The organism is Pontiella sulfatireligans (assembly GCF_900890705.1).
Classification (GTDB): domain Bacteria; phylum Verrucomicrobiota; class Kiritimatiellia; order Kiritimatiellales; family Pontiellaceae; genus Pontiella; species Pontiella sulfatireligans.
The window spans coordinates 1,248,059-1,261,443 of sequence record NZ_CAAHFH010000001.1; the positions used below are offsets into that span (position 1 = coordinate 1,248,059).

Here is a 13,385-nt window from a genome sequence, read left to right on the forward strand (position 1 = left end):
ACCGGAAATAAGTGATAGATGATAGCCGTCAACAAGTGCGACACCTCGTAAATGCCGTCAATCTTGTTACCTGTTGATTGCTGGAATTTGGACAAGTGCCACACGATTAAAACAGGGGCACAATTCCTACATTCAGTTGAATGGTTCCATCTCGCAATATTTCAACATCAGCTCCGTTGTTCTCAGGCGTTTTCATACGGCCCAGCGGCTGGATAGCAGGACAACGGAGACAAACCATATCCTGAAAATTATATTTTCGTTTTCGAATTACGGGGATGCATGAATCCGGTAGTACATCGAATTGTTCGTCGATACCAGCTCGTTCCAGCCGGCCTGGGTTACCCCAGTTGTGGTCGCAATATCATCCCAGATCCCTTCGAGAAGATTCGTCCGGCCCTGCAGCATATAGGTGGCCGTAGCGGTCAGGTTACTGCCCCCAATGTTCAGAATGCCTCCGCTGGCCAGATCGATCTGCAGAATTGCAGACGAAGCCGCTCCCTCCACAGGCAGGGTGACGGATACGGAGTCGTGTGTGAGGGTGTGTAAGGCAACGTTTTTATTCAACTGCAACGCCGTGCTTGCAAAAAGAGTGCTCGCCACTTCGCTGTAGGTCACATGGGACAAGGTTCCGCTTGCGTTGATATTGGTGCTCAACCCCGTTGTTGAAACGCTCCACGTATTATCGTAGTTAACTGTCAATGCAACGGTGAACCCGTCCTGTATCGATGCATCGGCGAGGGTGCCTGACGCCAAAAGGGGAGACTCGGAACCTTTGTTTTCGCCCTTCCCATAGACGAGATCCAAATCACCGGCACCGGCGGAACTTCTGATACCAATACCCAGAGAAGTCACATTGTTCCATGCATCGTCTTTTTTATTCTGCACCCCAAGGAACAGGCCGTTCTTGCTGATAGTGAACGCATCGGATGCAATGCTTTCGAGATTCCACGTCACGGTGAAACTATAATTGGCGCTCAGATCCAACGGACTCGAAGACACGAGGGTCACGTTGGGACGGCTGTCCGAAGGCGCGGAAAAAGAGACCACTCCCGTGGAGGCATCCGAAAGACCGGTGTTTTGTGGATTGTTGATGGACTGTATTTCAAAGTCCGGCCCGATATCGTTCGAGCCATCCCCATCGAAGTTGTTTTGCAGCAGACAGGATTCATCGATGTGCGCGAAATAGGAAAGTACAACCGGAAGCAAATTCGTACAGGCGTTCCCGCCGGTTTCATTCCAGACAACCTCAACCAGTCCCGTCGAGCTTTGCCCCTCCGCCAGCCCTGTACCGGACTGATCGAACTCAATGTACAGCGTCTCGCTCGCCGGTGCCGGATCCGTAAGTTCCATAGGCGGCGTATAACCAACCACGCGAAACGCACCGGGGTGTTGTTGCTGGATCACTTCAACCGACGTGATTTCCACATAGTTGCTATCCGAACCATAGATAAAGGAGGCGTCGACTGTACCCGTGGCCACAGTGGCGGGAGCTTCCAGGCTGATCGCCAGTTCGCTTTCCGGAGAAAGCTGCAACTCACTGGCTTCCGTCAAAAACGCCACGCGGAGCTGGATTGCTCCCATTCCGGAAGTCTTGATGCCCAGTCCATTGTTTGCTGCCACATCGGCGAGTTGGATCCGCAGCCCATGGTTGACCCATGTCCCGGAAGCCCAGTTGGCCACCATTTCGGTTACATCCACGCTGTAATCCTTGGCCAGGCCGGAACCAAGATCGGAAATAATGCTGCCGCCGTTCACCGCACTGCCTGCCGTGGCGTGTTCAAAGGTGGGTAGCGGCGTGCCGGACACCGCCCAATCCGATGCCAAGGCCACCACTTCCAGGTCCGCGGCCGTGTTGTCGTTCAGGGAATAGCCGTTGAATTCAAGATAGGCCGAGGTGACCGCCTTGCCCAACAAAGCGGAAAGATCGAACCGGGAGAAGATTCGCACCCTCCGCAGGGGACTCGTTCCAGCACCACGCGTATAAAGCGTAGTTGTGAAGGCTCCTTCCGGAGTGGAAAACTTTTCCAGATTGTTGTCCTGGTTTCCGGGGACATTGCCATCGGCATCGACGGTTTGCCAAACGAGCTGGATCAAGTTGGTTCCCACCACCTCGCCGCCCGGGGGAACGCCATGGAAAACAGAAAGGCTGTTTGCCTCGGCACTGGGATTGCCGTCCACATCGAACGCCGCGCCTTCAGGCAGCGAAACCGTAACGGTGCCGTCCGCCGCGGCAACAACGGTAAACGTCCAGTTGGTTGCATCTCCTGTCAAATTGGTTATCGAACCGTTTTCGATGACAAAATCGCTCTCTTCCAGTCCACTGACCGCTTCACTGAACACCACCGTAACGGAGAACGGCCCGACAACGGTATCGAACGGGGAGGCCAACTCGGCCGTGGGCTGGGAGGAATGGATATAGGCGGAATCCACATCGACCGAAGACCGCCACGCATTATACTCTGCAATCATGGAATTATAAACCGTCTGTAATTCCGGAGGCTGCGTGCCGATAGTGGATGCCGTAGCCAACGCATTTTCTTCGACATCTTCGCCGAAGGGGGTGTTATCCATATCGTATAGCTCCCACCCATCTGTCGTGCCATCAATACTGATAATTTTGTAGCGGTCTGCCACCCACGATTGCGTACCGGGATAGAGGAATCCCATCGGTTTCGGCCGATCACCGGCCGCACCTTCGATCACCGGCCGCAGAGAAACACCATCGAGCGGCCGCTGGGTGGGTGCGCTCAGTCCGAGATAGTCGAGAATGGTGGGATAATAGTCGCTCGTAACCGCCGGATAATCCGTCGCGAACGCATTGGTCACCACATTGGGCCACTCCAGGATACCCGGAACGCGAATGCCGCCGTCATACAGCCACCGCTTGCGCTCGCGAAAACGTCCAGAACGAAACGGACGGGTTGGATCGATTTCATTCGGCGAGTCCGTTCCATCTTCCGGACCGTTATCGCTGGTGACCCAAAACATCGTATTGCTCTGCACTCCCAAAACGCCCAACTCGTTCCGAACCATAGCCAGCGCCTCATCCATATCTTCGATGGCATCTTTTAAAGCATCACTGGATTCAACATCCTCAATCTCTTCAGGATCGACCAGCTGCCTGTGCGGCGTATGGAACCAAAGCACGAGAAAGAACGGTTCGGAATTACTCACGGCACTGCGCATGAAATCGATGGACTCACGTGCAAGCATACGGGAATCATCGCCGTCCACGGCATTGTTGACATATTCAACCGGGACCACATCACCCTCTCCGGCGGTTTCATAATCCGCAGTCGGCATGCGCCAGTAATGCGTTCCGTTGAAATTCGTATCGGAAAAACTGGTCGGCAGCGGGGTTCCGTTTACGGGTATGCGGTAGGGATGCCAAGTCGGCACAGACGCTTCCGTCACAAAGCAGGAATCGTAATCGTGGTGCCAGGGGGCGGAATAGTTCGCTGTTTCCCCGGGCTTTCCCCGGTTGGAGTCATAGCGGAGGGTGGTCAATGTACCCAGATGCCACTTGCCAAAATGCCCGCAACTGTAGCCCGCAGCCGAAAGGATTTCCGAAAGGGGGGTCTCATCCATTTCCAGGTGCCCCTTATTCGCCTTGGTAATCCCCAACCGATAGGGATTGCGACCCGTCAGGCAGCTCGCCCGGGTCGGAGAACAGACCGGAGCCGCCGAATAGAAACGGTCGAAACGAACTCCGCTCGCCGCCATCGCGTCCAGAGTCGGGGTGTTGATCCAACCCTGATCCGGATGCGGCGTTCCGTCGGTGTAGGTGACGTGCAAGCTGTTGTACGAGGGGTCGCCCCACCCCATGTCATCGGCCATCGCCAGGATAATATTGGGTTGCGGAGATGCAACGGCGGCCATCGCAACAGTTGCATACATCAAAATTGAACAAGCATATTTTTTCATGGCATCTCTTCTAATTGTCAACTTTTCGAATTACGGGAATGCATGGATCCGGTAGAACATTGAACCGTTTGTGGACGCGAGGTCGACCCAGTCCGCCTGGGTTACCCCCGTTGTGGAAGAGATGCCCTCCCAAATCCCTTGCAGAAGGTTGGTTCGCCCCTGCAGCGTGTATATGGTCGAAGCATTCAGGTTGCTGGCAGAAAGATTGATACTGCTACCAATCCCGACACGAACCTGAACCACTGCCCCCGGAACACCGGCATTACTGATTGCGCGCAATACATAGGCATTCATGGACGGGCTTCCGGCACTCTGGCTGATCCGGAAAGTTTGCGTTTCCGCATCGGCAGTGAACGTGCAAATCACACTTACACCATCTGCCTGCGTATGAACAGCCGAAGAGTTCCCCTCTCCGTCATCGATCGTATACGTTCTGTCGGCAATCGAGCTATTGCGCGTATCCCAAACAAAAAACTCAACCTGGTATTTCCAGCCGATGATCAGGTCTGAAAGATTAAATTCGAAGGGAGATTCATTGCCTTTATAGTCAGAACGGAAGATCACGCTGTTCCAGTTGTCGTCGCTGGTGCCGGGACTCACGGCATCGTAGGCACTATTCGGGAACAGCGCGATCTCGTCCACAAACGTAATGGTTTCGGACGCGGTGCCCTTGTCGACCACGACATCGAGGTCCCCGAGATTACCGCCGAGGTTGACCGCCTTAATCAGCACGCCTTCCATGCTGATGTTGTTTTGGTTGTCGCCTCCAAGAAAAGAAAGTCCATCCGTCCAGATAACGCCCGGAGCACAAACTGTGGCGGATACCGGCAGCGTGCTGGTGTTGTTCTCCCCGCCGATTTCATTCCAGACCACCTCAAGCAGACCCGTGGACGTTTCACCGCCCGTCAGACCGGTGCCGGCCACGTCAAACTCAATATTCAGAGTTTCACCGGAAGCCGGATCCGTAAGTTCCACCCCCGAAAAACCAACCACTCGGAACACGCCGGCATGCTGTTGCTCAGTTACGGTTGCCGAAGTGATTTGTACGTTTTGGCCCCCGGATCCATAGGAAAAGGCCACATCCACGCTTCCAGTCGCCAAGGTGGCCGGTTCAAGCAAATCAATATCCAGCTGGTCGGAGGGCGACAGCAACAAGGCCGCCGGTTCATCAACAACCGCCAAAACGGATGCCGAATTATAGGTAAGGGTGTGCAAAGCATCGTCTTTGTTTAACTGCAGCGCTGTGCTGGCGAAGAGCGAGCCGGCCAGATCACTATAGGTTACCGTTCCCAAGGTTCCGCTGGCGTTAACGTTGGTGCTCAAGCCCGTCGTTGACACAGTCCATGTATTGTCGTTGTTTACGGTAAGTATGGCTCTAAACCCATCCTGTATAGACGCATCGGTAAGAGCTCCCAATGCCAAAAGGGGAGATTCGGAGCCTTTGGTGCCGCTTTTGCTGCAAATAAGATCCAGATCACCGATTCCGGCAGAACTTCTGATACCAAGCCCCAGTGAAGTCAAATTGTTCCAAGCATCGCTATTGTTGTTCTGCACTCCAAGGAACAGACCGTTTTTACTGATAGAGAACGCATCGGACACAATACTCCCGAGATCCCAGATCACGGTGAAGCCTTCATTCATGCTCAGATCCAGCGCACTCGTGGATATAAGGGTAACGTTAGGACGACTGTCCGAAGGAGCGGAAAACGAAATCACTCCAGTAGATGCATCTGCAAGCCCCGTATTTTGCGGAGCGTTGATGGAGCTTATTTTAAAGCCGGGGCCGATGTCATTGGAGCTGTCGCCATCGAAGTTGTTATGCAACAAGCTGTTCTCGTCGATGTGCGCTTCGTAGGAAGCCGTGACCGCAATCGAATTCGTACAGTCGCTCCCGCCGATTTCGTTCCATACCACCTGAACCAATCCCGTTGAGGTTTGCCCCTCCAGCAAACCGGTGCCAGCCACATTAAACTCAATGTTCAGCGGAACGGTAGCCGGGGCCGGACTGGTGAGCGTCTGCGGCACGGAAAAGTCCACCACCCGGAACGCACCGGCATGTTGCTGCTGAATCACATCGACCGAGGTGATTTCTAGATTATTACTGTCCGATCCGTAGACAAAGGATATGTCAATCGGCTTCGTCGCCACGGCGGCCGGAGCCTCCAGACGCATCGCCAGTTCGCTCGCGGGCGAAAGTTGCAATCCTGTAGTTTCCGAATACACACTGACGCAAAGTTGAATTGCGCCCGTATCCGAAGTCTTGACCCCCAAGCCATTGTCCGCGGTAAAATCGGAAAGCTGGATCCGCATCCCATAGTTGGTCCATGTTCCGGAAACCCAGTTGGCCACCATGTCGCTTACATCCACGCTGTAATCCTTGGCATTGCCGGAACCGAGGTCGGTAATAATGTTTCCGCCGCTTACCGCACTGCCGACCGCGGCATGATCAAAGGTGGGCAACGGCGTGCCGGACACAGCCCAATCCGATGCGAGGGCAACCACCTCCAGATTCGCCGCCGTATTATCGTTCAGGGAATATCCATTAAACTCAAGGTGTGCGGAGGTGATCGTCTTGCCGGCCAACGCGGAAAGATCGAATCGGGTAAATGCCCGTGTCCTGCGCAAGGGAATCGAACCATTGCCTCGCGCATACAACGTGGTTGCATAGGGACTGAAAAACTTTTCCAGATTGTTGTCCAGATTACCCGGAACATTGCCTTCATAATCGACGGTTTGCCAAACAACCTGAGTTAGGTTGGTCTCCACCAACTCGCCATTGAAAGGAAGTCCATACAGCACGGAAAGGGTATTTGCCTTAGCGCTGAGAGTACCGTCCGCATCGAAGGCGGCCCCTTCCGGCAACGAAACCTTAACGGCGCCATCCGCCTCGGGGACAACCATAAACGTCCAATTGGTTCCATCTCCGATCAAATTGGTTATCGAACCGTTTTCGATGACAAAGTCGCTCTCCCCTAAACCTTGAACCGCTTCGCTGAACTGCGCCGACACCGTGAATGGCAAAAGCGCACTGTCTGACGCAGTGGACAGCACAACCGTGGGCTGAGTAGCGTAAATATAGGACGAATCCGAACTTACCGAAGATCGCCATGCATTGTATTCAGCAATCATGGAATTATAGACCGCTTGGATTTCCGGCGTTTGCGAACCAATCGTGGATGCCGTCGCGATTGCATTGGTCTCAACATCTGCGTTGTATTCGATGTTGTCCATGTCGTACAGCTCCCAGCCATCGGTCGCGGGAGCGGAAGTGGTTGGATCATCAACTCTGATGATTTTGTAGCGATCCGCCACCCATGACGCAGTACCTGGATAGAGGAAGCCCATCGGTTTCGGTCGTGCAACGGCCGTGCCCTCAATCACCGGACGCAGTGAAATACCATCCAGCGGTCGCTGGGTCGGCGCACTCAGACCAAGATAATCAAGAATGGTGGGATAATAGTCGCTCGTGACCGCCGGATAATCCGTGACAAAATTGTTAGTCACTACATTGGGCCATTCCAGAATGCCCGGAACACGGACGCCGCCATCATACAGCCACCGCTTACGGTCACGGAAAAGGCCGGCGCGCAAAGGACGGTTCACGTCGGTTTCATTCGGAGAATCGACCCCTTTTTCCGGTCCGTTGTCACTGGTCATCCAGAACATGGTGTTGTCCCGCACACCAAGGGCGGTCAGTTCGTCACGCACCATGCCCAGCGCCTCATCCATGTCTTCGATAGCCGCCTTGCAGGCCGCGCTGGAATCGATCGCCTCAACTCCATTGGGATCCACGAGGGGTTTGTGCGGCGTATGAAACCAGAGAACGAGAAAAAACGGTTCGGAGTTGCTTACCGACCTGCGAATAAAATTGATGGCCTGCCCGGCAAGCATCCGGGAATCATCGCCGTCCACCGCGTTGTTTATCTCATCGACAGGAACGGGATCACCCTCTTTGGCGTTGGCATAGTCCCCGTCAACGGGCATGCGCCAATAGTGCGTTCCAAAGAAATTCGGATCATCGAAGCTGGTCGGCAACGCCGCTCCGTTTTCGGCAACGCGGTAGGGATGCCAAGTCGGCACCTTTGATTCCGTCGCAAAGCAGACGTCATACCCGTGGTGCCATGGAGCGGAATAGACCGATGTGTTCCCCGGCGCCCCGCGGTTGGCATCGTTCCGAAGCGTGGTCAAAGTTCCAACATGCCATTTGCCGAAATGACCGCAACGGTAGCCGGCGTTTGAAAGGATTTCAGACAGCGGTGTTTCTCCCAGCCCCATCCGTCCGACATTCGCCTTGGTAATGCCAAGCCGATAGGGGTTGCGGCCCGTCAGGCAGCTCGCCCGGGTCGGGGAACAGACGGGAGCCGCCGAATAGAAGCGGTCAAAACGAATCCCGCTCGCCGCCATGGCATCCATGGTCGGAGTGCTGATCCAGCCCTGGTCCGGGTGCGGTGTTCCATCGGTATAGGTAACGTGCAGGCTATTGTACGAGGGATCCCCCCACCCCATATCATCGGCCATGGCCAGAATAATATTAGGACGCGACCCCGCAACAGCAACGGTCGCAACCGCAGCAAACATTAATATTGAACAAACACGTTTCTTCATATGATCCCGTTTCAAATTTGGTTTCTTCCTCGCCGGAGCCTTAACAACTCCGAGACACTATCGTCGTTCAGATTTTCTATTGTTACCAGCAAAGCCGAAGAAACTGGACACCCGACCAGTCAAATATCGCCGCTATTCATAAACGACCTCGTCCGGCAGACTCCCAAACTCGCGGAACCGCTTCCCGCCTGTTGGCGGTGAAACGGCGCGACGCCTTGCGCATGGGTGGAGTAGTGACGCTTCACCTGAGCGAAACGATGGAAAGCACTCCCCGCAGATAGAACATGAACAAAAAAAACGGCGCAAGGAAAAGAGGAGGGAAACCTTGCGCCGTAAAATGGCAGCCCAATAAAGAGGACCATTTTTAATTATAATTCAACTACATCATGATTCTGCGGCGGATGAACAAGACTGCCCCGCCAAACGCGGCAACCATACCCAACGTTGCCGGTTCCGGAATCGTTTGCAGCGTCATCGAGTCGTAGGTGATGGTGTGCAAAGCGTCGCTTTTGTTTAACTGCAGTGCGGAGCTGGCAAAGAGGCTGCCAGCCAGATCGCTGTAGGCCACATTGCTTAGGGTTCCGCCGGTGTTCACATCGGTGCTCAAACCTGTCGTCAAAATGCTCCAGGTATTGTCGCTCTTTACGGTAAGGGTTGCCGTAAATCCGTCCATGATCGACGCATCCGTAATCGTATCTAAAGCTACGAGGGAACCTTCGGTAATTTTTGCGCCGCTGTTGGATCCAATGATATCCAAATCGCCGACTCCGGCAGAGCTTCTGATACCAAGACCAAGAGAAGTAATATTGTTCCAAGCATCGTTATTGGCGGTCTGCACACCGAGAAACATTCCGTTTTTGGAGATGGTGAATGCGTCAGATGCGATGCTGGCAACATTCCAGAACACACTGAATCCATCTTCGAGGCTCACATCCGAAGCGCCACTGGAAACCAACGTAACGTTAGGACGAGAACCGGAAGGTGCTGAAAAAGACACTACCCCGGTAGACGCATCCATAAGATCCGTGTCTAGTGGACCGTTGATGGAATTAATTTCAAACGCCGCTCCAATGTCATCGGCAACTCCGTTGAAGTCATTCTGCTGAATAACTTCTCCGTAAGCAGGAATGATGGCCCCTGCCACCAGTCCGATCATACATGCTGCTAATGTTTTTCTCATTATATTCTCCTTGTACTTATTTGGTTAAATGCGGTTTGCCGCTCGTCGGCAAACCGCAAGGTCGGTTTATTTCCCGGCTACGGTGCAACAACCCGCAGGAACTCGACATTATTCGTGGGCGTATGTTCCCAGCTGACTTCGGTCACCCCCGATGTGACCGCGATATCATACCAATTGGTGATCACAAGGCTCTCCGTGCCCTGCAAGATGTACGTGGCCGATGCAGTCATATTGCTGCCCGAAACACTCAGGCCAGCGCCAACCCCCATGCCAATCTGAAGAACCGCCGGCGTGGCGGGCGCGTCACCCACTAAACCGGAAATGGCAACGTTATCCACCTGAGTATATGCGGAGCCCGTATTCCCGGTAAACGTCAGCGTGAATGTTGCCGTTTCTGATGGAGCCAGCGTCAGATCGGAAAGCAGGGTCTTGAGATCGAACTCATAGCCCCTGAAGCTTTGATATCCGCCGGCACCGTCCGTGCCCAAATCCCCGAAGGCGTCCGTCAGATCCCCTGCCGTATAGGACAAGGTCGAAACCTTTACTGCCGTAGAGCTTCCCCGGCTTCCCTGGAAGTGGATCGCATCCAACGTCAGGTTTTCATCGGCAGAAGTATTCGATATAACCAACGTCAAGTTTGGATTGACCGTGCCTCTGATTGCGCCGCCGATGGTGTCCGCATCCGGGCTGCCCAGATTCGACAAGCCCCAAAGCCCGTCCGACGCACCCGATGATGAACCGGAACCATAGCCACTCAGCGTTACGGCAGCGTTGCCAATGGCTCTTTCGTCCTGCTTAACTGCGCCGGTATTTTCATCGAATCCGCCTAACAGCATATAGACAAAGGATTCAGGTCCAAGATAGGTAACCGAAACCGGCAGCATGTTGGTGAAGGTATCCCCGCCGATTTCATTCCAAACCAGCTTAACCATGCCGGTCGAAGTTGCCCCGTCGGCCAGACCGGAGCCGGTCAGATCGAACTGAACATTCAGCGGTTCGGAGGACGCCGGATCGGCAAGCACTAGAGGAGACGAAAAATCGACCACGCTGAATGAACCGGCATGCTGCTGATCAATCACAGTTGCCGAGGTAATCTGTACATTGTTGCTGTTTCCGCCGTAAGAAAAGGCCACATCCACCGCGCCGGTCGCCAAGGTGGCAGGCGTTTCGATTGTAATCTCAAGCTGGTCGGAAGGCGACAGCACCAGGCGTGACGGCGCGGGCGGCCCCGGAACAGCGATGACAGACACCGAACCGCAGGTGATGGTGTGCAAGGGTTTTTCTGTGTTCAGTTGGAAAGCCGTGCTGGCAAAAAAGGTGCCGGCCAGTTCTCCGTAGGTCACATTGACCAATGTTCCGCTTGCGGTGATATTGGTGTTAAACCCCGTCGTAGAAACGCTCCACGTATTGTTATTGCTTACGGTTAGAGTAGCCGAAAACCCGTTTGTTATTGATGCATCGGTGAGCACATTGGTGGTCAACAAGGCGGACTCTAAGCCTTTGTCTCCCCCTTTACCCCAAACCAGATCCAGATCACCTACACCCGCGTCGCTTTTGATCGCAACGCCAAGAGAGCTCACCTTGTTCCACGGATCGCTATCATTATCCTGCACGCCGAGAAACAACCCGTTTTTACTAATGCTTAAATTCGTAGAAACAATACTGTCCACGTTCCACGTTACGGTAAACCCGCTATAACTGCTCAAATCCATCGCAGCGTCGGATATCAGAGTCACGTTAGGGCGCTTATCTGCCGAAGAAAAAGAGATTACCCCGGTGGATGCATCCGTGAGCCCCGTTTCCTGAGGTTCGTTGATGGAGACAGTTTTAAATCCCGGGCCAATGTCATTCCCGCTGACCCCATCGAAGTTATTGTACAGGAGCGTCCCGTCCTCAACCTCTTTATAATGGAAGGCTGATACCGCCACGGTGTTGGTTTGGTTCACAGCGTGTCCGGCTTCGTTCCAGATTACCTGTGCGGTGGCAGTGGCGGTTTCTCCCTCGTTCAGCCCGGCAACACCGTTGTCGAACGCAATGGAGAGTGCGCTCGCGGGGGCCGACTCGCTGAGGGTCAATGTTGGCGGAACCGTCGAGCAGGAAAATCCGCTATGTGATGCATCCGCAAAATCAACGGCCGTAATTTCGATGTCGACCGGATCTATAGTGTCCGCGGAATATGAGACAGCAAGGTCGTCCGTAACCGATGAGGCCGGCGCCTCGAAAACCATATCGAGCGAACCGGGCAGAACCAGCTCAGCCGCCGGCGCATTGTATGTGGCGGACACGGGAAGCGTGTTGGTGAAGGTATCTCCTCCGACTTCATTCCAAACCAGTTCAACCAGGCCGGTGGAGGTTTCTCCATCCGCCAAGCCGGTACCGGCCAAATCGAACTGAATATTAAGCGTTTCATTGGACGCCGGTTCCGTAAGCACCAGAGGCGATGAGAAATCAACGGCACTGAAAGCAACGGCATGTTGCTGATCGACCACGTTTACTTCGGTGATCTGAACATTGTTGCTGGCTCCTCCGTACGTAAACGCCACATCCACCGTTCCGGTGGCCTGGCTAGCAGGGGCATCCAACGTAATATCAAGCTGGTCGGAGGGCGACAGCAACAGGGTTGCCGGCGCGGACGGATCAAAAACAGCCGAAACGGACATCGAGTCGCATGTGATGGTGTGCAAAGGTTGGGATTTATTCAGCTGTAGCGCAGTGCTGGCAAAAAGCGTGCCGGCTAGCTGACTGTAGGTTACATTGCTCAGGGTTCCATTTGTGTTCACATCTGTGCTCAAACCCGACGTGGAAACACTCCACGTATTATCATCGTTTACGGTAAGAACAGCCGTAAATCCATCTATTATGGAAGCATCCGTGAGCCCACCAGCCCCGACCAGCGTTGCTTCAGAACTTTTGACGGAACCGTCAGCGTAGACGAGATCCACATCACCAGGGCCCGCGGAGCTTTTGATGGCAACTCCAAGGGAAGTCACGTTGTTCCAGGCACCGCTACCGTCAGCCTGCACACCGAGAAACAGACCGTTTTTTTCAATGCTGAAATCAGAAGAAACGATACTGTCAACATTCCATGTCACGGTGAACCCGGCATAACTGCTCACATCCACCGAAGTATCGGAAACCAGAGTAACGTTGGGGCGCGATCCCGATGGAGCTGAAAAAGAGATCACCCCCGTTGACGCATCCATAAGATCCGTGTCCTGAGGCGAGTTAATAGAGGTGATTTTGAACCCCGGGCCAATATCATTGCCGTTGTCTCCATCAAAGTTATTTTGCTGCACCGTAACCATTTCGCCATAGGCGCTGAACATCAGCCCTGCCGCCAAAGCCCACATGCATGCTTTTATACTTCTTTTCATTTCTCCATCTCCCTATTGATTTATCTATCTGTACTTTTTGTTTCCGCCGAAATGCCCACGGGCTCCATAAAACAGATGCAACACACATGAATTACTGGACACTTTAACCTTGTTACCTGCCGAGCGGCCTAAACAGGACACGTTAATGATTTTTTTTGCATCTGCCGTCAACAAACACTCCACCACGGCGGCGGAGGTCGACATGATCATCAAACACGGCTTTGCGGATCACTCGTTGCTCAACAGAAAAGACCGCCTTAAAACGCAAAAGGCCTCCAGAATCTGGCGGCAATAAATGACGC

5 protein-coding genes are annotated in these 13,385 nt (G+C 53.8%); 1 reads left to right on the forward strand and 4 read right to left on the reverse strand.

Translation table 11 applies throughout. The features are described from left to right. Positions 1-267: 267 nt before the first annotated feature. From SCARR_RS04335 to SCARR_RS04350, 4 genes are all read right to left on the reverse strand, one after another. Positions 268-3,924, reverse strand: a complete 3,657-nt coding sequence (locus SCARR_RS04335; protein WP_136060289.1) for a sulfatase-like hydrolase/transferase — start codon at positions 3,922-3,924, stop codon at positions 268-270. 30 nt (positions 3,925-3,954) lie between these two features. Next, positions 3,955-8,529, reverse strand: coding sequence for a sulfatase-like hydrolase/transferase (locus SCARR_RS04340; protein WP_136060290.1), 4,575 nt, complete (start codon positions 8,527-8,529; stop codon positions 3,955-3,957). 379 nt (positions 8,530-8,908) lie between these two features. Further along, entirely contained in the window at positions 8,909-9,709 is an 801-nt protein-coding gene (locus SCARR_RS04345) for a hypothetical protein (protein ID WP_136060291.1), read from the reverse strand. A 77-nt stretch (positions 9,710-9,786) separates the two neighbouring features. Beyond that, complete coding sequence (locus SCARR_RS04350; protein WP_136060292.1) at positions 9,787-13,083, reverse strand: hypothetical protein; 3,297 nt, start codon at positions 13,081-13,083, stop codon at positions 9,787-9,789. 145 nt (positions 13,084-13,228) lie between these two features. Between SCARR_RS04350 and SCARR_RS28045 the strand changes: the two genes are divergently transcribed. Then, positions 13,229-13,378, forward strand: a complete 150-nt coding sequence (locus SCARR_RS28045; RefSeq protein WP_168432993.1) for a hypothetical protein — start codon at positions 13,229-13,231, stop codon at positions 13,376-13,378. Positions 13,379-13,385: the final 7 nt, after the last annotated feature.

What these genes read in the sequence shown, in the direction of transcription:
- SCARR_RS04335 (WP_136060289.1), bottom strand. Translation starts at nt 3,924, where the DNA reads ATGAAAAAATATGCTTGTTCAATTTTGATGTATGCAACTGTTGCGATG.
- SCARR_RS04340 (WP_136060290.1), bottom strand. Translation starts at nt 8,529, where the DNA reads ATGAAGAAACGTGTTTGTTCAATATTAATGTTTGCTGCGGTTGCGACC.
- SCARR_RS04345 (WP_136060291.1), bottom strand. Translation starts at nt 9,709, where the DNA reads ATGAGAAAAACATTAGCAGCATGTATGATCGGACTGGTGGCAGGGGCC.
- SCARR_RS04350 (WP_136060292.1), bottom strand. Translation starts at nt 13,083, where the DNA reads ATGAAAAGAAGTATAAAAGCATGCATGTGGGCTTTGGCGGCAGGGCTG.
- SCARR_RS28045 (WP_168432993.1), top strand. Translation starts at nt 13,229, where the DNA reads ATGATTTTTTTTGCATCTGCCGTCAACAAACACTCCACCACGGCGGCG.